Origin of the sequence: Micromonospora craniellae (assembly GCF_014764405.1) — a bacterium.
Lineage (GTDB): Bacteria > Actinomycetota > Actinomycetes > Mycobacteriales > Micromonosporaceae > Micromonospora > Micromonospora craniellae.
This window is the reverse complement of the sequence record NZ_CP061725.1, coordinates 5,617,996-5,642,057: the sequence shown is the minus strand read 5'-3', so window position 1 is coordinate 5,642,057 and position 24,062 is coordinate 5,617,996. Positions and strand designations below refer to the sequence as shown.

Annotated in this window: 20 protein-coding genes; 11 read left to right on the top strand and 9 right to left on the bottom strand. The window is 71.1% G+C overall.

The window, feature by feature from the left end; translation table 11 throughout:
• Nucleotides 1-39 precede the first annotated feature (39 nt).
• Nucleotides 40-2,355, top strand: a complete 2,316-nt coding sequence (locus tag ID554_RS25645) for a transglutaminaseTgpA domain-containing protein (RefSeq protein WP_117230987.1) — start codon at nt 40-42, stop codon at nt 2,353-2,355.
• Between the two features lie 231 nt (nt 2,356-2,586).
• On the opposite strand, the gene ID554_RS25640 is transcribed toward ID554_RS25645, so the two are convergent.
• Entirely contained in the window at nt 2,587-3,567 is a 981-nt protein-coding gene (locus ID554_RS25640; RefSeq protein ID WP_117230980.1) for an LLM class F420-dependent oxidoreductase, read from the bottom strand.
• A gap of 115 nt (nt 3,568-3,682) precedes the next feature.
• Here ID554_RS25640 and ID554_RS25635 point away from each other — a divergent pair, with 115 nt between their 5' ends.
• The 4 genes from ID554_RS25635 (at nt 3,683) to ID554_RS25625 (ending at nt 6,060) form a co-directional block, all read left to right on the top strand.
• Nucleotides 3,683-4,582: a low temperature requirement protein A gene (locus ID554_RS25635; RefSeq protein WP_223884247.1), complete on the top strand. Its 900-nt coding sequence runs from the start codon at nt 3,683-3,685 to the stop codon at nt 4,580-4,582.
• Nucleotides 4,582-4,746: a hypothetical protein gene (locus tag ID554_RS31995; RefSeq protein WP_223884246.1), complete on the top strand. Its 165-nt coding sequence runs from the start codon at nt 4,582-4,584 to the stop codon at nt 4,744-4,746. The genes ID554_RS25635 and ID554_RS31995 overlap by 1 nt, the downstream gene beginning before the upstream one ends.
• A gap of 55 nt (nt 4,747-4,801) precedes the next feature.
• On the top strand, nt 4,802-5,665 hold the full coding sequence (locus ID554_RS25630; protein WP_117230981.1) for a DUF1028 domain-containing protein: 864 nt from the start codon (nt 4,802-4,804) through the stop codon (nt 5,663-5,665).
• 80 nt (nt 5,666-5,745) lie between these two features.
• Nucleotides 5,746-6,060 carry a YciI family protein gene (locus tag ID554_RS25625; protein WP_117230982.1) on the top strand — a complete coding sequence of 105 codons (315 nt, stop codon included), beginning with the start codon at nt 5,746-5,748 and terminating at the stop codon, nt 6,058-6,060.
• Between the two features lies 1 nt (nt 6,061).
• Here the strand turns inward: ID554_RS25625 and ID554_RS25620 are convergent, their stop codons facing one another.
• Complete coding sequence (locus ID554_RS25620) at nt 6,062-6,559, bottom strand: hypothetical protein (protein WP_117230983.1); 498 nt, start codon at nt 6,557-6,559, stop codon at nt 6,062-6,064.
• Nucleotides 6,560-6,767: 208 nt separating this feature from the next.
• Between ID554_RS25620 and ID554_RS25615 the strand changes: the two genes are divergently transcribed.
• Entirely contained in the window at nt 6,768-6,953 is a 186-nt protein-coding gene (locus tag ID554_RS25615) for a hypothetical protein (protein WP_158573864.1), read from the top strand.
• 229 nt (nt 6,954-7,182) lie between these two features.
• Here the strand turns inward: ID554_RS25615 and ID554_RS25610 are convergent.
• A protein-coding gene (locus ID554_RS25610; protein WP_396888540.1) for an IS3 family transposase occupies nt 7,183-8,615 on the bottom strand; the annotation gives its coding sequence in 2 pieces (ribosomal slippage) (nt 7,183-8,258 and nt 8,258-8,615; 1,434 coding nt in all).
• Nucleotides 8,616-9,122: 507 nt separating this feature from the next.
• On the opposite strand from ID554_RS25610, the gene ID554_RS25605 reads away from it, so the two are divergent.
• Nucleotides 9,123-10,289: a helix-turn-helix transcriptional regulator gene (locus ID554_RS25605; protein WP_223884245.1), complete on the top strand. Its 1,167-nt coding sequence runs from the start codon at nt 9,123-9,125 to the stop codon at nt 10,287-10,289.
• Between the two features lie 10 nt (nt 10,290-10,299).
• Entirely contained in the window at nt 10,300-11,049 is a 750-nt protein-coding gene (locus tag ID554_RS25600; protein ID WP_117230894.1) for a 5-formyltetrahydrofolate cyclo-ligase, read from the top strand.
• 125 nt (nt 11,050-11,174) lie between these two features.
• Here the strand turns inward: ID554_RS25600 and ID554_RS25595 are convergent, their stop codons facing one another.
• The 3 genes from ID554_RS25595 to ID554_RS25585 all read right to left on the bottom strand — a co-directional run bounded on the left by ID554_RS25595 (nt 11,175) and on the right by ID554_RS25585 (nt 13,632).
• On the bottom strand, nt 11,175-12,224 hold the full coding sequence (locus ID554_RS25595) for an ATP-binding protein (protein ID WP_223884244.1): 1,050 nt from the start codon (nt 12,222-12,224) through the stop codon (nt 11,175-11,177).
• Nucleotides 12,225-12,597: 373 nt separating this feature from the next.
• Entirely contained in the window at nt 12,598-12,747 is a 150-nt protein-coding gene (locus ID554_RS25590; RefSeq protein ID WP_223884243.1) for a maleylpyruvate isomerase N-terminal domain-containing protein, read from the bottom strand.
• 3 nt (nt 12,748-12,750) lie between these two features.
• Nucleotides 12,751-13,632, bottom strand: coding sequence for a phosphatase PAP2 family protein (locus ID554_RS25585; protein WP_117230892.1), 882 nt, complete (start codon nt 13,630-13,632; stop codon nt 12,751-12,753).
• 90 nt (nt 13,633-13,722) lie between these two features.
• Here ID554_RS25585 and ID554_RS25580 point away from each other — a divergent pair, with 90 nt between their 5' ends.
• Nucleotides 13,723-14,436, top strand: coding sequence for a DUF3159 domain-containing protein (locus tag ID554_RS25580; RefSeq protein ID WP_223884242.1), 714 nt, complete (start codon nt 13,723-13,725; stop codon nt 14,434-14,436).
• A gap of 284 nt (nt 14,437-14,720) precedes the next feature.
• On the opposite strand, the gene ID554_RS25575 is transcribed toward ID554_RS25580, so the two are convergent.
• Nucleotides 14,721-17,624, bottom strand: coding sequence for a glycoside hydrolase family 48 protein (locus ID554_RS25575; protein WP_117230891.1), 2,904 nt, complete (start codon nt 17,622-17,624; stop codon nt 14,721-14,723).
• Nucleotides 17,625-18,593: 969 nt separating this feature from the next.
• Between ID554_RS25575 and ID554_RS25570 the strand changes: the two genes are divergently transcribed.
• Together ID554_RS25570 and ID554_RS25565 are read left to right on the top strand one after the other, a co-directional pair.
• Nucleotides 18,594-20,078, top strand: a complete 1,485-nt coding sequence (locus tag ID554_RS25570; protein WP_117230890.1) for a GH1 family beta-glucosidase — start codon at nt 18,594-18,596, stop codon at nt 20,076-20,078.
• A 207-nt stretch (nt 20,079-20,285) separates the two neighbouring features.
• A complete protein-coding gene (locus tag ID554_RS25565; protein ID WP_263407349.1) occupies nt 20,286-21,011 on the top strand; it encodes an MFS transporter in 726 nt (241 codons plus the stop codon).
• Nucleotides 21,012-21,068: 57 nt separating this feature from the next.
• Here the strand turns inward: ID554_RS25565 and ID554_RS25560 are convergent, their stop codons facing one another.
• Both ID554_RS25560 and ID554_RS25555 read right to left on the bottom strand, forming a co-directional pair.
• On the bottom strand, nt 21,069-21,491 hold the full coding sequence (locus ID554_RS25560) for a roadblock/LC7 domain-containing protein (RefSeq protein WP_117230889.1): 423 nt from the start codon (nt 21,489-21,491) through the stop codon (nt 21,069-21,071).
• Nucleotides 21,488-23,992 (bottom strand): sensor histidine kinase, encoded by a 2,505-nt coding sequence (locus tag ID554_RS25555; RefSeq protein WP_223884241.1) that lies wholly within the window; start codon nt 23,990-23,992, stop codon nt 21,488-21,490. The genes ID554_RS25560 and ID554_RS25555 overlap by 4 nt, the downstream gene beginning before the upstream one ends.
• Nucleotides 23,993-24,062: the final 70 nt, after the last annotated feature.

Below are 24,062 nucleotides of genomic sequence, written 5' to 3'. Positions count from 1 at the left end.
TGGCTGCGGGCGGTGCCGGTGCCGCTGGCCCTGATCACCATGGTCACGCTGGCCGGGGTGGTGCTGGGCCGGGTGTACGCCGACGCGCTGCTGACCACGCTGGTGGCCGGTGCGGCGCTCGGGTCGGTGCTGGTCAGCGTGGTGGCACGGCGGTTGCCGTCGTGGCTGGTGGCGCCGGTGTCGGTGCTGGCCATGGCCGGATACACCGCGTGGTGCCTGCACCTGTCGGCGGGCCGGGCGCAGCTTCCGGGCGGTTTCGCGGAGATCGTCGGCGACGCCGCCCGCAACGCGATCCCCCGGTTGTTGACCGCGATGATCCCGGTGGAACCGACCCCGGACACGGTGCTGCTGCCGGTGGTGGCCGCCTGGTTGACCGGGCTGGCCGGGGCGGAGGTGGCGGTGCGGGCCGGGCGGGTGCTGCTGGGCTACCTGCCGCCGGTGCTGCTCTACGTCGGCGCGGTGTACGTGGTGGGGCCGAACGCGGCGCCGGCGGTCGGGGTGACGGTGGCGCTGGTGGCGGTGGCGGCGGTCGGGCTGGCGGCTTCCGGCCGGGCGGCGGGCCCCGACCCGGTGGCGGACCTGGCCCCGGCGGTACGCGCCCGGGTGCGGGCCCGGCTGGCTGCCGCGTCGGCGGCCGGGACGGCGGTGATGGTCGGGGTCGCGGCGGTACTCGGCCCGGCGGTGGCGGCGCTGGTGGACACCCGGCCGGTCGATCCGCGCCGCTACGTGGAGCCGCCTCAGGTGCAGACGTTGGACGAGAACCCGCTGATCCGGATCTCCGGGTGGGCGCTGAACCCGGACCAGCAGTTGTTCCAGGTGTCGACCGAGCGGCCCGACGCGACGCCGTCGTCGGACGGGGTGCGGATCCGGTTGGCGGTGCTCAGCGACTACGACGGGGTCACCTGGCGGGTCGGTGCCACCTACCGCAACGCCGGGCGGATCCTGCCCGCCCCCGAGCCGTCCCCGTACGCCACCGTGGACACGGTCCGGCAGGAGATCACGGTCGGTGAACTCAGTGGACGGTTGCTGCCCGCCGTACCAACGCCCTGGGAGGTCAGCGGGGCGCGGGTCGCGTACGACCCGGACACCGGCACGCTGATCCGTCCGGACGGGCTCTCCCCTGGATTGCGGTACACCGTGACGTCGGCGCGGGAACACCCCGACGCGAACCTGCTGGCCACCGCGAACACACCGGCCGGTGACGAGGTGGCACGGGTGCTGCACGTCGCCGACGGGGTGCCGGAGCAGCTACGACGGTTGGCCACCCAACTGATGGAGGAGAACGGCGCCCCGTACGCGCGGGCGGCGGCGATCGAGCAGTGGCTCGCCGAGCACTACCGGCTGGTCGCCGACGCGCCCAGCGGGCACGCGTACCCGAATCTGGGGTTCTTCCTGTTCGGACCACGCAACGCCGGTGGGCAGCGCGGCACCTCGGAGCAGTTCGCCGCCTCCTTCGCGGTGCTGGGCCGGTTGGCGGGGTTGCCGACGCGGGTGGTGGTCGGGTTCGCCGCGCCGGGTGCCGGTCCGGTGCGGGCGGCCGACGCGTACGCCTGGCCGGAGGTGTTGTTCGAGGGGTTGGGATGGGTGTCGTTCGATCCGCTGCCCCGCCCCGACGAGGAGCCCCGGCCGGTGGAGGAGGACTTCCGGCCGCAGCCGGAGGATCCGCCGCCGTCGGAGCAGCCGGAGCCGACGCTGGAACCGACTGCCTCGCCCCCGGCGCAGGCGGCCCCGGGCGGGCCTGAGCGCTCCGGCGGGGTGCCGAGGTCGGTGCTGGCGGCCGGGACCGGCGGCGGTCTGCTGCTCGTGGTGGTGGGCGTGCTGGGCACGCTGGCGGTGTTGCGGCGGGCGCAGACCCGGGCCCGGTTGTCGCGGGGTGACCCCGGTGACCGGGTCGTCGGCGCCTGGCGGGAGCTGACCGACGCGTTGCGGCTGGCCGGGCAGCCGGTGCCTGCCGACCTGTCCGCCAGCGAGGTCGCCGCACGCGCCCGACAGGCCCTGACCGATACCGGATCCAGGGCCGACGCCGAACTCAGGGCCGACACTGCACGCGGACCCGACGCCGGAATCGGGGCCGACATCGCGCAGGCGTCCGGCCACGGGACCGGGGCGACCGGGACCACCGACGCGACCGGAAACGTCGAGGGCGGGCCGGCGGATCCGGCCTGCGTCGCCGTCGACGACCTGGCCCGGCTGGTCAACCAGGTCGGGTTCGCTCCCGGTGCGGTCACCGAGGAACAGGCCGGAGCCGCCGCCGGAGCGGCCGGGGCCTACACGAGCCGGTTGCGGGCCGGGCGGTCCTGGTGGCGGCGGCTGCTGTGGTCGGTGCACCCGGGGCCACTGCGCTGGCACCGGTGACCCTCGACCCCACCTCCTAGCATCGAGCCATGGACATGTGGCTGGTGGTGATCGGCACAATCGTCGCGGTGACCGGAGTCGCCGTGGCATGGCAGGTGAGGCGTCGGCGGCGGGCCGCGCTCCCGACGACACGTGACAGCGGCCAACCGCCGCCACGGCGGCCACCCCGCAGGTCCGCCGCACGGCGCCGCCACGGGGCGGCCGCAGAGGCCCCAGCACCAGCGGTGAGGTTCACGCCGCCTCCGCCGCGTCGACGCCGAGCCGGGCGACCAGCGTGGCCAGGGCTGCGGGGTCCCCGGCGGGCACCTCCGGCGTGGGCAGCAGAGCCAGCACGGGCACGTCCACACCGGCTTCGGTGTAGCGGCGTACCTGGGCGCGGCACCGCTCGGGTGAGCCGTGCAGGACCAGCGCGTCGACCACCTCGTCCGGCACCGCCGCCAGGGCGCCGCACCGGTCACCGGCCGCCCAGGCCCGCCACATGCCGGCCAGCGCCTCCTCGCGTCCGAGCCAGCGGTGGAACGCCGCGTAGGCGGGCACGGTCAGATAGCTGGTGATCATCCGTCGGCCCAGGGCGCGGGCGTGGTCGACGTCCTCGGTCGGACAGACGAAGATCCGGGAGAGCACCTCGAACTGCGGGCGCCGCTCACCCAACTCGGCCACCGCCCGGGGCACGTCGGTGGCGGCCAGCCAGTTCAGGATCACCCCGTCGGCCTCGGCGGCGGCCAGCCGCAGCATGCCGGGACGCAGCGCGGCCAGCAGCAGCGGCGGCGGCACCAGCGGCGGTCGTTCCAACGTGAAGCGGCGTACGGCGAAGGTGTCGAAGGCCCCGTCGACGGTCTCCCCGCGCAGCGCGGCCCGCAGGAACGCCAGCACATCGCGGGTACGCCGCAGCGGTTCGGTGAACTCCACCGCGTTCCAGTCGCTGACCACCACCGGCGACGACGCGCCGATACCGAGGGCGAACCGGCCGGGGGCGACGTCGGCGAGCGCGGCGGCGCTCATCGCCAGCAGTCCCGGCCCTCGGGTGAACACCGGGGTGACGGCGGTACCCAGGCGCAGTCGCGGCTGCCAGGCCGCGGCGAGGGCCAGCGGAGTGAACGCGTCGGCCCCGTTGACCTCGGCGGACCACACGTCGGTGAAACCGGCGTCGGCGAGCGCCGCGTACATCGCGGCGTGGTCGGCGAGCGGGATCGCGCCCAGCGGCACCGTCATTGCCCATCGCGTCGTCATCGGTCGATGGTGCCCGCTGTCGCGCCCGGCGAGCAAGATCTGGTCGGCTTCCCGGATTGACGCCCTGAGCTGCCCCTGACGGTGTTACGACAGCAGGATGAGCTGGACCCGGGGGACGGGGCGGCCGACCGTGACGCACGTCGCCGGCCGGCTGGCGCCGGTCTCCCAGCCGGGCCGGGCCACGTTCCTGGAACTCTTCTTCGACCTGGTCTTCGTGTTCGCGCTCACCCGCATCTCCGCCCGCTCGTTCGAGGGACTGGCGCTGGAACCCGGGGGCGCCTCGGGGTGGACCCCGGTGACCGGGGGCCTGAAGACACTGCTGTTGCTGCTCGCGCTCTGGGCACTGTGGCAGAACACCGCCTGGGCGACCAGCCGCTACGACCCGTACCACGCCGGGGTGCAGCTGATCGTGATGATCGCCCTGGTCTGCAGCATGGTGATGGGCGTGGCGATCCCCCACGCGCTCACCGACACCGGGTTGGCCTTCGCGGTGGCGTACGTGGTGGCGCAGGTCGCCCGCCCGCTGATCCTGCTCGCGTACGGCACCCCCGAACGTGCCCTGAAGTCGCGGACCGCGATCACCTTCACCGCCTCGGGGGTGCTGTGGATCGTGGGCGCGCTGCTTCCGATCAGCCTGCGGGTGGTCCTGTGGACGGGCGCGCTGGGCCTGGAGTACGTCTGCGGGAGGTACGGCTATCCGGTGCCCGGGCTGGGCCGCTCGACGGTCTCCCGGTGGGACATCTCCGGCGAGCACCTGGCCGAGCGCTACCAGCAGTTCTTCCTCATCGCCCTCGGCGAGACCGTGCTGGTCGCCAGCTTCTCCTACAGTGACTACCCCTACCCGCTGGCGGAGACCGTGACGTTCGCGCTGACGTTGGCCATCTCGATCCTGCTGTGGCGCATCTACGTGCAGCGTGCCGGCCAGATCCTCGCCGAGGCGGTCGCCCACGCCCGGCAGCCGGCCGGCATCGGCCGGCTGCCGACACCCACCTGGTGATGGTGGCCGGTCTCACCGCCACCGCCATCGGCTACGAGTTGGCCATCCAGCACCCGCCGGTCTACTCGCAGATGCTGGTCCTCGTGGTGCTCGGCGTGGTCGCCCTCACCGACTCCCTGCCCGCCCACAACAAGGCCCCCGAACCGGCCGCCCCACCCTTCTGACACCCCGCCGCCTGGCACCGGCAACACGACCCTGACCAGCGCTAATCTGTCTGGCGTGACCTTCTCGATCGTCGCCCGTTCCGCCGACGGCCAGACGCACGGCATCGCCGTGGCCAGCCGGTTCCTGGCCGCCGGTGCCCTCGTCCCGGCGGCCGAGGCGGACATCGGCGCGATCGCCACCCAGGCCCACGTGAACCTCGCCTATCGGCCGCAGGGGCTGGCCCTGCTGCGTACCGGGGTCCCCGCCGCCCACGTGGTCGCCGGCCTGGTCGCCGCCGACCCGGAACGCGACCACCGGCAACTCGGTGTGGTCGCCGCCACCGGCCCCGGCGCCACCTGGACCGGCCCGCACTGCCGCGACTGGGCCGGCGGCCAGACCGGCGACGGCTGGGCCGCCCAGGGCAACATCCTTACCGGCCCCGAAGTGATCGACGCCCTGCGCGACACCTGGCTGACCGGCGCCGACCTGCCGTTCGCGCAACGTTTGGTCGCCGCGCTGCGCGCCGGCCAGACCGCCGGCGGCGACCGACGCGGCCAGCAGAGCGCCGGCCTGCTGGTGGTCCAGCGCGGCAGCGGGTACGCCGGCACCGGCGACGTGTCCATCGACCTGCGCGTCGACGACCACCCGGACCCGATCACCGAACTGGAGCGGCTGCTGGCGGTACACACCCGGATGTTCAGCCGCCCCGACCCGGCCACCCTGCTCGACCTGGCCGGCACGCTCGCCGTCGAGGTGGCCGGACTGCTGACCGCGCTCGGGCACCCCGCCGACCCGACCGAGCCGGAGGACGCCCTGGTCGCCTGGGCCGGGATGGAGAACCTGGAGGAACGCCTGGTGCCCGGCCGCATCGACCCGGTCGTGCTGGCCCATCTGCGCACCGCCGTCCCGCACGTCCCGGCACCGCGCTCCCCCGCCTGACCGCGCCTCGCCTGTTCGTGCCACGCCCTGCACAGACCGGGATATCGACAGACGCTCATCCGGGCGGTCATCCTGGCCTGATGGATCAACCGCCCGCCAACAGTCTCGTCCTGGTCCACGCCGGCCCGGCGTGGGACCGCTCCCGGCCGCTGGCCGCACAGCGCAACGCCGCAGCCCACATGGCCTGGATCCAGCGCCAGGTCGACGCCGGCACAGCCGTGGTCGCCGGCCCGATCTGGCGACCCGACGAACGACCGTCCGGAGACCTCATCGGCGCCCTGGTCCTCGCCCTGCCCCCGGGCCCGGCCGCCGACCTGGTCGCCACCGATCCGGCGGTCGTCGGCGGCCAGCTCACCATGACCACCCACCCGTACCACCGCATCGAGCCGCGCTAGATCACGCCCGGCATGCCGTGTCGGTTCCGACCTCCGCGATGACGGATGGTTCGATGCGCAGCTCGACCGGCCCTGCCATGATCACGACACGTCCGGCCTGATCATCGTCATGCACGATCCTGACCTGTGTCGCCTCGACGGTCAGCGTCACCCGTGCCGTCGGCACGCCGTCGGGAGCGACCACCCCACCGCCCTGCTCACCGGACTCGTAGCCTGCGGCTGCCACGCCTGGGGCGTCCGCGAAGACAGGAGGAGCCTCCGCCGGTGGGGCCGAGTGCAGTTCGGGGTCTCGCCCGTGCCCCTGAATCACGAAGAAGCCGAGTTCGGCGTTGGTGGCCTTGCCCAACACCTGCCGCAGTGCCGTGCGGTTGGGCTCGAACGGCCACCGGTGCTCACCGCGTTCGAGCTTGCCGACATAGCGGGCATCCACCGCGACACGACGTCCCATGTGCTTGTAGGTGTAGGCGTTGACGGCATCCGCCAGATCCTGCCGGGACATCGGCCGCCCCGAACCTGACGGAGACAGCCGCGCCAACCGCGCCGCGCGGAGCAGATTGTTCGGCCTTGGTCGATAGACCACGATGAGAGTCCGTTTCTGGTCTGACTTGCGGAAGCCCTCAGCTGATCCTGAGGGAGTACGAAGATCGCGGTGAAGGCCCGTGACAGACCCGACGCCTCGACACCACCTATGGCCCTACCCTTGGTTCGTGCGGCGGCATCTGGTCAGGTTTGGGCTGCTGGTCGATCCAGCCGAGGAAGCGGTCGAAGACGCCACCGCAGCCGCCCGTGCTCCTGACGTCGAGTTCCCGCAGATCGTCGATAGCCTCGTGCAGACACGCCGCGAGGTACAGCGACAACGCGGTGGTGTTGCCCTCGTACTCCGCGATCAGTGATTCCCTCGCCGGACCGCAGGGCCAGGCAAGACCACAGGCCCGACAGTTCCATCCCGGCTGCGACGGCACATGACCCAGAGGAGAGTGCTCGCCGGCCCCCGCCGCTTCCAGGCTCACCGGTGACCCGTCACTCGACCGCGGCGGTGGAAGAAACGACGCCACGCGTAGGTGAACAACGGCGGATCCGCCGCCAACGCGGAACGTGTCAAGGGTTTGAGGCCAACGGGAGTTAAGCGGCTTGTTGTTGCGGCTGGGGCTGGGGTTGGTTGATCCAGACCTGTTCGGGCAGGTCGAGGATCTTTGGTGTGGTCCGGGTGGTGGCGCCGAACCGTTCCGGATGCGCGGCGCGGGCTGCGGCGAGAGTGTCGAGGCGTGCGGCGTGGACTTGGTGGTGGCGGCCGTGGTGGACGTCGGCGGGGGTGTGCAGGCCGATTCCGGAGTGCCGGTGGGCGTGGTTGTACCAGGTGACGAAGTCGTTCATGAACGCTCGGGAGTGGGCGAGCGACGCGAACCGGTTGGGGAAGACCGGCGCGTACTTCAACGTCTTGAACCATGCTTCGCTGTACGGGTTGTCGTTGGACGTCTTGGGCCGCGAGTGCGAGCGGGCTACCTGAAGGTCTTCGAGCAGGTCAGCGACCGATTTCGAGGTCATAGACGTGCCCCGGTCGGCGTGGACCACGTGGGGGACGCCGTGGACGTCGAACACCTCGCGCATCATGTTCTCGGCAAGCGGGCCGGACTCGCGGGCGTGCACGCGGACGCCGACGATGTACCGGGAGTAGACGTCGATCATCACGTACGCGTCGTAGTAGATCCCTTTCACGGGGCCAGCGAGTTTCGTGATGTCCCACGTGTAGACCTGCCGCGGCGCGTCGGCGACCAGCTCCGGGCGCTGCCGGGCCGGGCGCCGGGCCTGCCGGCGACGCTCGCGGACCTGCTCGTGTTCGCGCAAGATCCGGTACATGGTGGCGATCGAGCCGACGTACACACCCTGATCCAGCAGCGCCGCGTAGATCTGCGCCGGGGCCGCGTCGACGAACTCCGGGCTGTTCACCAGCCGCAGCACATGCTCCCGCTCGGCCAGGGTGAGCGCGTTCGCTGGCGTGCGTCGCATCGGCCGGGCCGGTGTCGGACGCCGCCGGTCCCGATCCGCGCTGGACCGAGCGATCCCGGTCAGCCGCTTCGCCTCCCGCGTCGGGACCTTCGCGCTGGTCAGCTGGTGGTAGGTGTCCATCAGCGTCTGCCGAGCCCGAACACGTCCGGACCGTCCGGCTCGCTCCTGGAGATGTCCTCCAAGAGCTCGCGCGCTTTTCCCATGATCGTCAACGCCGTCTCCGTCCGCGCCAACTTCGCCTGCGCCAGTTCCAGCTCACGGCGCAACCGGGCGATCTCCGCCTGCTCCGCCGACGGCCGCCCTACCGTCTGCCCAGCCGGCTTGCCCTGCAACAACCCGGCGTCACGGGCCCGGCGCCACTCCGACATCAACGACGAGTACAAGCCCTCACGCCGCAGGAACGCCCCACCGTCACCGGCCGCGACGGCCTTCTCGTATCCGGCCAGTAGCTCCAACTTCTGACCCGGGGTGAACGACCGGCGGGCACGCGGACCACCCGAACGCGGTCCCTTCTTACGACTCATGACCCCATCCTCGGCCACGGCCATGTCAACAGCAGTAGTCAACGCTTCTCAATCCTCAACTCGCCCTGTCCGGCGGACTTGCTATGAACCGCTGGCCTCAACTCACCCTGGCAGACAGGGACGACACCGCATGCACCAGGCGCGGTCTCCCCGGCTGACCCGATCTCACGTTGCTGGAGATATACAGGCTCACGCCTTTCCTCACCCTTCACCTCGGAATGTCGGCAGCGGTGGGCCCGCCACTGGCGAGGCAAGCCCACCGCCACCCAGGCGGCGGCTGGGAGCGGACCGCCGGTCACCCACCCACGCAGCCCCGTGGGCAGTACGCAGGCGGGGAGTTGTTCTCGCGTGGCAGCCATACGCGGCTGTGCCGCCGCACCGCCGTCCGCCAAGGCCCATGCATCCAACCAACCGGAACCAGCCGACCATGCCCATTGCGGCGATGACGCAGAACTGATGCATACCCATTGCGTCACCAGGCGTGACCTGCGTGAATGTTGTCGTGATAACCGACGACCAAGGGAGGATCACGTGGCGGGCAAACGCCGGCACCGGCTGGCGCAGCGCCGCAAGGCGATCGGGCTGAGCCAGGAATGCCTGGCCGTCTCCCTCGGCGTCGACCGTTCGACAGTGGTGCGCTGGGAACGCGCGGACACCGATCCTCAACCCTGGCATCGACCACGCTTAGCAGCGGCCCTCCGGCTGTCGATCGAGGACCTGGCCGACCTTCTGGCCGATGTCGGCCAGCCTCCCGACCCACCAGACGAGCGTCTCGCCTACGTGCTGCGCCATCCCCGTCGCGTTGACCTGGTCGCCGTCGCGCACCTTCGCGAGCGGGTGGGGGTTCTCGACCAACAGTACGATCGGTTGCCTTCTACCCGCCTTCTTGCCGAAGCCGGGCAACTCCACGGGCAGGCAATCTTTCTCCGTCAGCACGCAAGCGCCGGCGCGGTGCACCGCGAGCTGACGGCAGCCGTCGCCGAGTCCGCCACGCTGATGGGCCAACTCGTCTGGGACGCTTCCCAGCGGCGCGATCACAAAGCCAGTGCCGCGTACTTCGACCAAGCGATCAGCGCCGCCCGGGAGATCCGCGATGTCGTCACAGAGGCCAACGCACTCCTACGCAAGAGCTACCTCTCCCTCTACGGCACCAAGCAGCCCACCAGCAGCCTGGTCCTGACCACCAACGCCGCAACTGTCAGCAGCAACGACAGTCACGTCATCGCCGGCCTCGCGCACCTGCATCGCGCCGAGGCCCACGCGATGCTCGGCCAGTCCCGAGCCTGCTCGGACGCCCTCGTAACCGCCGAGGAGCACATTGATGCAGTCAACGCTGACGATCCAGCAGCCGCTCTCTTCTGCCCGAGTCACTTCACCCGGCTCGTGGATTCGTGCTGGCTGTTCCTGAACAAGCCCGCCGAGGCGATCTCCGCCCTGGAGAACGCCAGACATCTCATCGCCAACCGCAGCAAGTCCACCGCAGTCGTCCTGGGCAACCTGGCTCTCGCCAGCATCCTGCAACGCGACATCGACGCGGCCACCACCTACCTTCACGAGGCCATCGACGTGATCGAACGAACCCGCGCCGGAGGCGGCCTCAACCTCACCTTCGGCGCGGCCCGCCAGCTACGCCCCTGGCGGGATCAGCCAGGCGTTCAGGACGTCAACGACCGACTCCTCACCCTCATGAGCCAGTAGGAGCCACCGCGTGACCAGCCTCGCCGAGATCGACCGCGCCAAGCAGACCGTTCGGCAGCACGTCTGGAACCTGCTGGAACGTGAGGGCACCGCCCCCATTGGGGTACACGGGCACATCCCCGACTTCGTCGGCAAGGACACCGCCGCCGACCGACTCGCCAATCTGGAAGCCTGGAAAGCAGCACGAGTCATCAAGTGCAACCCCGACCGCGCCCAGCTTCCCGTCCGGATACGCGCGCTCCTAGACGGCAAACTGCTGTACATGGCGGTACCGCGCCTCGCCACCCCCAAGCCCTTTTATCTCCTCGACCCCACCACCCTGACTACCCCGTTCGACATCGCTGCCACCAGCACCCGAGCACCAGAGGTCGCCCCCACCGTCGCCGTGAACGAGATGCAACCAATTGACCTGATCGTCTGCGGCAGCGTCGCCATCAGCCGATACGACGGCACACGGATCGGCAAGGGCGCCGGCTACTCGGATCTGGAGGTCGCTCTGCTCGCTGACGCCGGCCTCGCCACCACGGACACCACCATCGCCACGACCGTCCACGAGAGCCAACTTCTCGACTCCGACCTGCCTCACGCGGCCCACGACTTCCCAGTCGACCTCGTCGTCACTCCGCACGAGGTACTGAGCTTCGGCCCGCGCAAAGACCTCCCGGGGATCGTTACGACCCACCTTCGCCCGGACCAACTCGACCAGATCCCCGCACTGTCCGATCCAGCGCACGACGCCGAAAGATACTCCGGCCGCTGAAGTCCCTGGCAGCGCACTGCCGCTAGCGCGCCATGAGCAGCTGGTCAAGGCAGTGTTGAATCGCGGGTTGCGGGAGCGATTGGAGGAGCATCTGGACTGTCGAGCGGCGTAGGCGGTCGACGCGGTTACCTTCTCCAGGCAGACACGACCTCCGAAGGGCCCCACACCACATCTGCCTTCGTCGAGTCGACCTGTGGCGACAGGCCGCTGAGGGAGACGATCACAAGCCCACAACGACCGGGTTCGAAGCCGGGCACCTGCGCCGCGCCCGAAGCCAGATCGGCAAGGTCCCGCGCGTCGAATGGGCTACCGAGCCACTTGATGGAGCCTGCGAAGTAGACGGTCTGCGCCACCGGTGCCCGATCCGCGCCGATGATGTCGAGCTCCGGGTTGAACTGGCGGTTCCACCAGCCCCCCACCGCCTGCACATCTGACCACGGCAGGATTCCGGAGATCGCGGCGAGTTCCAGGGACTCTCGGATGAGCGGTTCGACGGCGCGACCGCGCCAACTCGTCCACCGCCGCTGGACGAGTTGGAAGGCTGCCTCTGGGCGGCCTCGGCGGGCCTGCTCCTGCGCGCTACGGAGAATGGTCAGGTACAGGCGCAGGTTGCTGTCGGCGACCCGATACAACGCCGGTCTGCTGGGCTTCGTTGACAGCGGCTCGTCGACGGCCAGCACTCTCTTCTCCTCCACCAGCCTACGCAGGAGTGGGGAGAGCAGACCGGACGCGAGCGGAGATTGGGCACCGCCTGCCGTCGAGGCGATGTTGGCATAGGCTCGATCCCCGCCACCGATCGCCTCAAGGACGCGGCGTGCCTGGTCCGGCGTGGGAAACTCGGCCAGCAGCGCCGCTTCCGGGATGCTGAAGACGACCGAGGCGGGATCCGCGCACTCCTCCTCGAGGAAGGCCAGTGGCGGCGTGGCCGGTGGCCAGGCCCGAACGATGCCCGGGAGACCTCCGCAGATCAGATGGGCGTCGATTGCGTCTGCCCCGCTGAGATCCAGCGCATGCGCCGTCTCCGCAGGGTTCAGCGGACCGAGCACGAGCGCGTCGGCGCGGCCGAAGAACGGACGGTCGTATGCGGTCAGGCGCTCCATCATGTGGACGTCGCTGCCGAGGAGAAGAAGGAGAACGGGCTTGGTGGACAGCAGCCGGTCCCACGCCGTCTGCAACGCGCCGTCGAAGATCGCATCCTGCTCGGCAAGCCATGGGACCTCGTCGACAACGATGACGCCGGCCCCGGATAGTGACCGCCAGCCCGGCCGCCCCTGTTCGGACCCGGTCCAGCCGTTTCTGCAACGAGGCAAGCTCGATCGTTCGGCCGACGAAGGATCCTGCCATGAAGTAATCCCAATCTACGTAGACCAAAAATACGTAGATTCAATCTACCCATCTCTCGTCCCGCTCGTCGCCATACCCGACACGGCCAGGCTGCCGGAGAGGGCCGCAGGCCCGGCTCGCCTCAGCGGCCGATGGACAGCAGCGGCACTCCCGAGCCGTCGAGCAGCGCCTGTTCGGCGGCGGGGGTCAGCCAGGCCGGCCGGTTCAGGGCGCCAGCAGTTCCGCCAGGTTCCAGGGTGGACAGTCGGTGGGGCGGGCCAGGTCCGCGTCGTCGAGGGTGGTCAGCACCTCGCCCAGCCGGGCGCACTCGTCGGCGAAGGCGGCGCGGATCATCCGGAACTTCTCGGTCGACACGGGTCAGCCCTGGTGGCGGGGGACGATGCGGTGCACGGAGGCCAGCACCAATGCCATCACGACACCCATTGTCCCGGCGATGCCGGCGGCGCTGCCGGCGTACCCGAGGAACAGTGGTCGGCGGCCGAGGTCCTGCGGAGGTGTGGCTCGCACGCCGATCAGCCACCACAGGGCCAGGACGCAGCCGGCGATCGCCAGGAGCCCGCCGACGCCGAGCAGTGTCACGGTGAGCCGGTGCGCGTCGCCCGGGGCGACCTCGGCCTGCTCGCGCTGGGTGATCAGCAGCAGCAGTCCGGCCAGGGCCGCCCAGACGCCGACGACGAGGAACGCCGCCACCGCGTCGCTGGGGCGGTGCCAGCCCGCCGACAGGGTGGCTACTCCGGCGGCGGCGGCGTAGGCGGCACCGATCACCGCGCCGAGGGCCCGTACGCGTGGCGGCAGCACCAGCACCAGGGCCACCGCCACGGAGGCGGCGACGGTGGTGTGGCCGCTGGGCAGGCTGTTGCCGACGAACGCGCGTTCGGGGTCGATGCCGTAGTCGGGGCGGGACAGGCCGTACTTGAGCAGTTGGGTACTGACGTTGGCGCCGGCGATCAATGCGGTGGCGGCGACCGCCAGCGCGATCCGACCCCGCATCAACGCGATGAACCCGATCGTCACGGTGACCGCCAGCAGCGACACCACGGACATGGCGTTGAGGATGCGGTCGACCGGTTCCTCGATGTGGTCGCGGCCGATCCTGTTGCCGGTCAGCGCCACCGTGTCGATCCACTGGCCGAGCCCGGTGTAGAGGGCGAGCCGCCACAGGACGACGAAGGCCGCCACCTGGACGAGGACCAGGACGACCAGCCACACCGCAGTCCCACCCCGGGGCGTCACGCGCACCCGGACAACTTAGCGGCACCATGCGGCCGGACGGCCGCTGGCCCGCCGGTGTCGCGGGGATAGGTTGGGGCGCAGGTGAAGGAGGCGATGGTGACCGGTACGTCGGAACGCGAACCGACTGCGGCGCAGCGACCGGAGTCGCTGGCCGATCTGCTCGGCGGGCGACAGGGAGCGATCGACGCCACACTGCCGCCGGTCGCCTTCACGCTGGGGTGGCTGGTGGCCGGCCAGTCGGTACGCGTCGGGGTCGCTGCGGCCCTGGTGACCGGGGCGGTGGTGGCCGCCTGGCGGCTGCGGCGCGGCGACCGGCCCCGGTCGGTGGTGATCGGGCTGCTGGCCGTCTGCGTGGCCGCGCTGGTGGTGGTGCGTACCGGCCGCGCCGAGGACTTCTTCCTCGTCCAGTTGCTGGCCAACGCCGCCAGCGCCCTGGCGTGGGCGGCCAGCATCGTGCTGCGCTGGCCGCTGCTCGGTGTGGTGGTCGGTACGGCGTTGGGCCAGCGCGGGCGGTGGCGGCGCGATCCGGCGCTGCTGCGCGCGTACGGTCGGGCCAGTTGGGTCTGGACGGCGACCTACGTGCTGCGGCTGGCGGTCTTCCTGCCGCTGTACCTGGGCGGGCAGGTGCTCGCGTTGGCCGCGGCCCGGGTGGGGATGACCTGGCCGCTGGTGGCGGCGGCGTTGGCGGTCAGCTGGGCCGTGGTACGCCGGTCGCTGCCGGCCGGTCACCCGGGGTTGCGGCATCCGGTCGTGCCGGGGGCGGAGCCCGCGCCGGACGCCGAGACGAACGGGAAGGAATCCGCACAATAAGGGAGAGGCCGCCACGGGGGGAGCGGCCTCTCCGGTGATGTACGTTACTCCGTCCCGGGCCGGGTTGTGATCCCGGGACGGTCACGATTTTCCGCGATCTGTGTACCCGCCCTCAGGATCGAGGGCGGTGGGGTGGGTCGACCGCTCCGCTGCGTCGGCCAGAGCGGCCGACCCACCCCGGCCTGACCGTGGGTGTCAGGCCGTCGTCGGCCGGTGCCTGCCTCTACCCCCGAGGCCCGGCCGAAGCCTCCGGGTGGGTCACCGCCCACCCGGAGGAGCTCCGGTCAGCCGTTGGGGAACAACTTCCCGTAGTCGGCGTACGCCATGGCGACGTCCGCCTGCGCCCAGAACCGGTGGTAGCGGAACTCCGGCTCCGGCCCACCGTCGAGGTATGCCTGGACCTTGGGCCACGCCGGGTCGTTCTTGTAGAACGACCGGATGTCGAGGAAGCTCTTGCCCGGGGCGATGACGTCACCGTTGGGCATCCGGCCGCTCCATCCCTGCGGGACGTAGAGACCCTGCCCGGTGGAGGCGTCGTAGACGTCGTCGAAGCGGCGGTAGTCGCCCCGCTTCTCCACCGTCGAGACACCCTGCGCGTCGCTGTTGGCGTGCAGCGCGTCCAGCAGACCCTTGGCGGTGGTCTTCGCCGCCGCGTTGCCCGACTTCGCCGCGTACGCGATGAGCGTACGGGCGTAGGCGGCGGCGACCCCGACGTCCTGGCCCTTGACCGTCACCTCGACGTGCAGGTTGGTGTTCGGCTGCGGGTTGTTCGGGTTCCAGTTGTTGGGCTGCCCCGTCCACCGCATGTCCGACGGGATGGACCAGTTGGTGCCCAGCGTGGTATGCGAGATCGCCCACGGCACCCACTTGTCCAGCAGCGCCTTGGCCCGGGCGTTGCCGCTGACCAGGTACAGCTCGGCGATGCGCTGCATCGACCAGGCCTGCATCCCGAACCACTGGTTCGACGGCGGGTCGTGGTATACCGGGTCGACGTCGTAGAACATGCCGTAGAAGGTCGCCGTGCCTGCCGGCGGCTCGCCGTAGCGCCCGTTCCAGCTGTTGGTCGCGCCACCGGCGATGCCGCCCTCGGCCGACTGGAGCCAGGTGTAGAGCTCCAACTGCCGGTTGAGGCTGTTGGTCCAGTCCGCCGCGGCGGTACCCGAGCGCGGCTTGAGCTCGTCGACGTTGGTCATTGCCCATGCCGCGAACGGGTTCTGGTAGCCGAAGTGGCTGTGGCTGGAGCCGATCCGCCACGACCAGTTCTGGCTGGCCTCGTACGCGCCACCCCAGGCGTAGTACCAGGAGAGCAGGTAGTGGGCGGAGTCGCGGCCGTTGCCCGCCGGGCACTGGCTGGGCCCGACACAGTTACCGATGCGCTTGAAGTACTTGTCGAACAGCGCGTACCGCAGGTAGTCGCCCATCTTGGCGGCCTTGGCCACGGTGGCCGCTACGTCGGCCTGCTTGTTCTGCTCCTTGGCCCAGGTCAGCGCCCAGTAGGCGGCCTGCACGGCACGAGCGTCGGCATCCGGCGCGTTGGTGTACTTCCACTGCCGCGCCGGGGCGTTCGACTCCTTGGTGAACAGGTCCAGGTAGCCGTACTGGCCGCCGTGGCGGAAGGTGTCGCAGGACGGCTGCGGCACGGTCTCCCACACCGACTCCTGGCTGCCCCGTTGGAAGGTGTTGATGTACGCCGGCCGGGTGGTGCCGTCACCGCAGCGGCCGAAGCCGTAGGTGTTGTCGACGTCCAGCAGCCAGTGCATGCCGTAGATGTCACCGGTGCCGTAGGTCTGCTGCAGTTCCGCGCGCAGCGGGTCGCGGCCCACCGGGACCGACGCGTCCAACTGCGCCGGGTACTGGTTGGGCAGGTCGAACTCGCCGGCGTACTGGGCGTCTCCGGGGGAGCCGGCGGTCGGCTGGTCGGCCGAGGACGGGATGATGTAGTTCTCCATCACCGTCCAGGCGTTGTTGAACGGCGCCCAGTTCTGGGTCACCCGCCCGTAGTACGCCTCCAGCCACAGCCAGAAGCTGAACGCCTCGGAGGTGGTCTGGTGGCCGTGGTCCGGCGCCTCGATGATCAGCGTCTCGATGGAGTGGTACGGCACGCCCTCGGGGCTGAAGTACCCCGAGTTCTTGATCTTGCCGTACTGGGCGAGGAACCGCTCCACGTACTCGCCGTCGCCGCCACCGGGCACGTCGTTGTCGATCTCGGTGGCGGTGATCGCCAGCGGCGCGTAGCCGGTGGCCGAGGCGGTAATGGTGGCGGTACCGCCGGCGGTGTCGGCGTCCTCCGCCGCCCGGACGGTCACGTTGACGCCGGTGTTCCAGTTGCTCGGCGTCAACGTCAGCGAGGTCGGGGTGACGGTGATGTCCGAGTCACCGGTCCGCGCCAGGCTCACCGCCACGTTCGAGGTGGGTGCCCGGTCCAACTTGAGGTTGAACGTCGCGGTGCCGCCCTCCGGCACGCTGACCGACGACGGCGTGGCGACCAGCGCCGGGCCGGTGGCCGCGGTGACGGTGAAGGACCGCTCCGCCACCGCCGAGAGGTTGGCGTTGTCGTACGCCCGCGCCTGCACCGTGTACGCGCCGGCCGGCAGATCCTCCAGCGTGTACGCGTACGGGGCGGTGGTGTCGGTGTTGACCAGCAACCCGTTGCGGTAGAACTCGACCCTGGTGATGGTGCCGTCAGCGTCACTGGCCGTCGCGGTCAGCGGCACGTCGGCCGGGGCCACGAACGGCCCGGCGGGCACCGACAGGCTCACCGTCGGCGGCTGCTGCGGTACGCCGCCGCAGGTGACCCCGTTGACCGAGAACGATGTCGGCTTGGGGTTGCTGCCGGTGTAGGAGCCGTTGAAGCCGATGGTGGTGCTGGCACCGGTGGCCAGGTTGCCGTTGTACGACTCGTTGACGGCGGTGACCTCGGTGCCGCTCTGGGTCCACCGGGCCGACCAGCCCTGGGTCACCCGCTGGTTGCCCGGGAAGGCGAACTTCAACGTCCAGCCGTTGATCGGGTCGCCGAGGTTCTTGATGGTGACGTTGGCGGTGAAGCCGTTGCTCCAGTCGTTCGTCGCATAGACCACGTCGCAGGCCGGTGCGGCCTGTGCGGCGGCGGCGGGCACGGTCACCCCGCCGATCGCCAGCGCCGCGGCGGCGAGCCACGCCAGGCGCCGACGTCTTGCCAGATTTCTCATCTGCGCGGTGTCTCCTCGGACCAGGCCGGGGGCGGTGCCGCCCCGGCAACGACGCCGACGCCGACAGGGGTGTCCGCGTCGCGTCAGTGGATGGTGGTCTCTGTCGGCACGAAGGCCGGGGGCGGCGGGGGCGCGGTTGCACGACTGCTGCTCCCCGCTGCGATCAGGACGCCGTACCGGACGTGGCCGGGATGCCCTCGGCGACCTGCACTCACGCGTCTCTGGCTCCACGCGGTCGATCGACAGTGTGTCATGGAAGCGCTCCCAACGCCAGCGCCAGGACTTCCGGAAACACCAGCTTGTTTCGATCTCGTTTTGGGGCTTTCACAAAGTCGTGACGGGCGTTACAGTCGCAACAACGTCGATGGGAGCGCTTCCATCGACAGGGTTCCAAAAAGAAGATCACCCGGAGTCGTGCCCACGGCACCGGGGAGTTGACCACAGGCCGACGGCGGGCCAGCCCGGACACCGCCGCCAGCCGCCGCCTCACACAGTGGAGGGAGGTGGATCCTCAAGCCACTCGCGTGGCCCGGCTCCCGCGCGACACGCACGACTGGGACGCCAATCCGCACGTGCGTGTACCGCAACACGGTGGGGACGGGGGTTGCCCTCCCCCGTCCCCACACTAAACCCCCGTTCACGATGGGAAAAGAGGCCGACGGGTCAGACGCGCGTCACACGCGCGCCCCGCACCGGCAGTCGACCCGCCCGCCGACCGTGCGACGCCCGCCGACCGCCCCGGGCGCGCGCCATCCCGGTCCGCGCCCTGCGGAACCCGACGCACCCGGTCCAGCCGACCTGACGCCCGACCGGCCAGCGCCAGCTTTCCCACCCCCCAGCCGTCCCCGCCGCCGAGGCACCTGCGGACCTGCGACGATCCGGTCCCCGGCGGGCACCGCCCACCCTTTACCCTTATTTGGGAGCGCTCCCGAGGGCTCAGGCGGTCAACCCATCCACGAGGAGAACTCCATGTCGATACTCACCCGGCGCCACCTGCTGCGCCACGCGGCACTCTCGGCCACTGCCGTCACCCCCGCCGGTGCCGCCCTCGGTACCGCCGCGGCCGTGGGTACCACGGCGGCGCTCGACGGCTGCCAGCCCGGCGACACCACCGCACCAGACCCCAGCCCGGCCGCCCGGCTGCCCTTCCCGCAGGACTTCGGCTGGGGCGCGGCCACCTCCGCCTACCAGATCGAGGGCGCCGCCAAGGAGGACGGTCGCGGCGAATCGGTCTGGGACACCTTCAGCCACGCACCGGGACGTATCCGCAACGGCGACACCGGTGACGTCGCCGCCGACCACTACCATCGCTACGCCGAAGACCTCGATCTGATGCGCGACCTGGGGCTGCGCAGCTACCGGTTCTCCATCTCCTGGCCGCGCATCCAGCCCGACGGCACCGGCGCCGCCAACCAACGCGGCCTCGACTTCTACCGCCGCCTGGTCGACGGCCTCCACGAGCGGGGCATCTCCCCGATGGCCACGCTGTTCCACTGGGATCTGCCCCAGGCTCTGCAGAACACCGGCGGGTGGGAGTCCCGCGACGTCGCCCAGCGCTTCGCCGACTACGCCGCCATCCTCTTCGACGCCCTCGGCGACCGCGTCCCGGTCTGGCTGACCATCAACGAGCCCAAGACCGTGGTGCAGAACGGCTACCTCACCGGCCACCACGCCCCCGGCCTGCGCGACCCCGACGCCGCCTACCTGGTCGCCCACCACCTGCAGCTGGCCCACGGCCTCGCGGTCCGCGCACTCCGCGAGACCAGCAGCACCGGCCGCATCGGCCCGGCCTTCAACCTGCACCCCTGCTACCCCGCCGACGGCTCCCCCGCCGCCGCCGAGGCCGCCCGCCTCTACGACGGCTACGAGAACCGCATCTACCTCGACTCCGCCCTCAAGGGCAGCTACCCGGAGGACGTGCTGGCTGACCTCGGACCGGACAGCCGCATGGTGCGCGGCATCCGCGACGGCGACCTGGAGATCATCTCCGCCCCCGTCGACCTGCTCGCGGTGCAGTACTACACCCCGATCTACGTCACCGCCACCGGCAGCACCGTACGCCGCTGGCCCACCTCCGAGGCGGAGTGGCAACAGATCTACCCCGACGGCATGTACGACATCCTGACCCGGGTCACCCGCGACTACGGCCCCATCCCGCTCACCGTCACCGAGAACGGCCTGCCCACGCCCGACGTGCTCGCCGCCGACGGCACCGTCGAGGACACCGGCCGGGTCACCTTCCTGCGCGACCACCTCGCCGCCGCCCACCGCGCCGTCACCGACGGCGTGCCGCTGGAGAGCTTCCACGTCTGGTCGCTGCTCGACAACTTCGAGTGGGCCGAGGGCTACGACCAGCGCTGGGGCCTGATCTACGTCGACTACGCCACCCAGCGCCGCGTCCTCAAGCGCAGCGCCCACTGGTACCGCCAGGTCATCGCCGACAACGCCCTCTGAGGTGTAAGGAGGGGTCCCCTGCTAACGCCTCGTGCATAGCAGGGGACCCCTTCTTACACCGCCCGCCTGGCTCCGGGGCCGCCGGATGTGTGGAGCGAGGGCTGTCGAGCTGATAGCGCAGACGGGTCCCCATCCGGGATTGACCCCCGTGCTGTCCATCGCTGACGGCATAAACGGTTCAGCTCGAAAGGGCACAGACACCCAGCCATAGCCCGCCTCCGGCCGCGCGATCAGGCTCTTCTTCGGCCCGCGAACACTCCGTTCCATCAGTCACGGCGCGCCGCCGCTGGGCCCGGCGAGACTCCCGACCGACCCACCACAGGGCCCGACCGACACGATCGCCACGAGGTAGCGGCAGCGACGCGGGACCACGCCTGCCACCGGCCCTGCACGAGAGTCGGCACCGGCGCACCCACCGCCGACGACACGTCCACCGCCCAGGGCGACGGCATCCTGGCCGGCCTGCGGTGGCTGGTCCGCCAGCCGATGCTGCGCACCCTGGTGCTGGTCACCGCCGCCGTGGCCGCCGCCGACACCGCCTGGTTCGCGATCTTCGTGCTCTACGCCCGCGACGCCCTCGGCCTCGGCGCGCTCGGCTTCGGCCTGCTGCTGGCCACCGGCGCCACCGGTGGCCTGATCGGCTCGTTCGCCGCCGACCGACTGGTCGCCCGGCTCCGCCACCGCCACGTGCTCACCTGGTCGATGGCCGTCACCGCCGGTGTGCCGGCGCTGCTGGCCGTCACGCCCCACCGCGCCGCCGCCGTGGTCGTGGTGGTCACCACCAGCGCAGCGTTCGCCGTGCTCAACGTGGCCGCGCTGTCCGTACGGCAACGACTCGTGCCGGGCGGGCTGCTCGGCCGGGTGATCGCCGCCACCCTGGCCTGGTGGCTGGCCTCCCGCCGCGGTGCCCTCGGCACCCTCGGCCTGCGGTAGGCCAAGGGCACAGCATTCGGGACGTCAGGGCGTCCTCGCTCCTCCTGCCAGACCGGCTCAGCGCGGCAGGGCCTGCTGCAACTCCGCGCGCAGCGCTGGGGTCAGCATGTCCCCGGCCTGCTTGGTCAGCCGGGCCATCTCGTAGCCCACCACGCCGATGTCGGCGTCCGCTCCGGCGAGGGTGGCCAGGATCGACCCGTCGCGGACCTGCATCACCAGGAAGTAGCCCCGGCCCATCTCGACGACGGTCTGCTTGACCACGTCACCGTCGAACATCTGCGCGGCACCGGCGGTGATGCTCATCAGGCCCGACGTGACGGCGGCGAGCTTGTCGGCGTGATCCCGGGGCAGGTTGTCCGATATCGCCACCAGCAGCCCGTCGGAGGACACCACGATCGCGTGTGCCACTCCCGGCACCCGATCCGCGAACGCGCTGACCAGCCAGCTCAGATCCCGAGCCTGCTGCGACAAGGTGGTCACCTTCGTCCCCCTTCATTCCATACGCCGGACGGTTGCACGGGTATCTGCATGGTCTCCTCGGCCTCGGCCCGCCGCACACCGCTGTACAACTTCGACAACATGCCGCCGACCGCCTCCGGGTCGGGATCGTGCCGGACTGGCCGCTGCTGCTCCGGGCGGGCCGGCTGGGTCACCGAACTCAGTTGCGCCATCGGCACCCGCATCGGCAGGCCGCGAGCGTTGGTGCCGCCGGTCACCGGGACCGTCGGCGGTGCCGGCTGCCCGACTCCCGTCGTCGGCACGGTCCCGACCGGCCCTTCCCGTGACCACCAACCGCCGCCGGAGCCGGCCGGGACGGCCGCTGCCGGGGCGAGCACGTCCTCGGCGCGTACCGGAGGGGTCTGGCGTGGCACGGTGCTCGGCCGACGGCCGGCGACCGGCAGATCCACCGGGCCGGTCCGTCCGGCCACACGGGCGGTCATGCCGGCCGGCACCCGAGGCGCCGGTGCCGGGTCGACACTCGGTGCCGGCGCCGCCGCCAGCAGCGCGCCGGGCAGCCGGATCCGGGCCACCAGCCCACCGATGCCACCGTGCAGCCGCACCTCGATGCCGTGCCGGGCCGCCAGGTGGCTGACCACGAACAGACCCATCCGCTCCACAGACGCCACGTCGGCGGCCGGCGGGGTGGCCAGGACGGCGTTCGCCTCGGCCAGCGAGGTCTCGGTCATCCCCAGGCCCTGGTCGGCGATCTCGATCACCGCACCGCTGCCCTCGACCCGGGCCATCACCTGCACCACCGTAGCGGGGTGGGAGAACGCGGTGGCGTTCTCCAGCAGCTCGGCCAGCAGGTGCACCAGCTCGCCGACGGCGTGTCCGACCACGTACAGGTCGGCCACGTCCTCGTGCCGCACCCGCTGGTACTGCTCGATCTCGGCGCTGGCCGCCAGCAGCACCGCGCCGAGCCCGATCGGTCGGTTCCACCGCCGGGTGGACTCGGTGCCGGCCAGCACCAGCAGGCTCTCGTCGTTACGCCGCATGCGGGCGGCCAGGTGGTCGAGCTTGAACAGGTTCTCCAGCTGCTCCGGGTCGCCCTCCTCCCGCTCCAGGTCGTCGAGCAGTTCCAACTGCCGTTCGACCAGCACCTGACTACGCCGGGCGAGGTTGACGAACATCGCGTTGACGTTACGCCGCATGGTCGCCTGCTCGACCGCCACGCCGACCGCGCTGCGGTGCACGGCCACGAACGACTCGGCCAGCTCACCGATCTCGTCGAGCGACCGGACCGCCGCCGGCGAGACCTCGATGGACGGTAGGCCGCCGGAGACCGATCGCAGCCGGGCCAGCGCCTCCGGCAGTTCGACCTGGGCGATCCGCAGCGCCTGCGACCGCAACAGCCGGATCGACTGGGCCATCGAGCGGCCGACCAGCACCGAGATCAGCACCGCCACCAGCAGCACCGTGATGATCACACCGACCAGCAGCAGCGTCTGGCGCAACTGGGTGCTGCTGGCCGATTCAGCCTGGTCCAATGCCGTGGCCAGCATTTCCGCCTCGTACTGGCGCAGCAGCTCGTGGCGGTTGTCGCTGGCCTCCCACCACTGCCCGGCGGTCAGCACCACCCGACCGGCCGCGATCTGGGCGGTCGCCCGATCCTCCAGTTCGCCGGCGGCGACGAAGGTCGGCTCCACACTCATCTCGTCGTAGCGGGCCACCTGCGCGTTGGTGGCGGCGATCCGGAACGCGCCCAGCGCGTTCAGCTGGCGGGAGCGCAGTTCGGCCAGCCGTGCCCCGCCGTCGGCACTGTAGCCGCTGTCGCGTGCGGCGGTGTACAGCTCCGCGCGGACCCGCGCCGACATGTCCTTGGCCCGGGCGAACTGCACGTACCGCAGCACCGCGTCGGCCAGGTCCGGGCGGTCGGTGCCCGGCGACGGCTGGGCGAGCAGGGTCAGCAGCCCCTCGACGGCCCGGTGGTAGTTGCCGATGATGGTGTCGTCGCTGAGCACCACGGTCTCCATCACGCCGCGGATGTAGTTGATCTGCTGCACTGCCTGGGAGGCCACCGAGTAGGTGTCCCGCCAGGCAGTGTCGGCCGCGGCCAGCGGCTCGGCCGCCTCCCGCAGTGCCCGCGCCGCGTCGTCGGTGGCGTCCCGGTAGGGCTGCAACGCGGCCAGCATCGCCGCGCGGCCCTGCTCGTCGGCGTTGGCGCGCAGGACGGGCAGCTCACCGGCGGTACGGTCGCGTTCCTGCTGCAGCATGTGCACCAGGTAGGTGATGTCCTGGCCGATCCTGACCTGCGCGGCGAAGTCAGCGAGGGTGCTCGCGCGACCGAAGAGGCTCTGGGTCTGCACGCCGGCCATCACCAGGAACGCCACCGACGGGATGACCAGCACGGCGGCGAGCTTGGTCCGCATCCGCCAGTCCCGCAGACGCAGTGCGGAACGACGCCGGTGGGGCACCACCCGGACGTCGAAACGACGCCGGCGATGTGGTGACACCTCGGGCGTCTGATGTGCTGCACCCACGGGTTCCTCCTCCCCACGCGTCCGCCGCGACCTCGGGGAGCGCCGTCCATCCAACCAGGCCCCCGAGCAG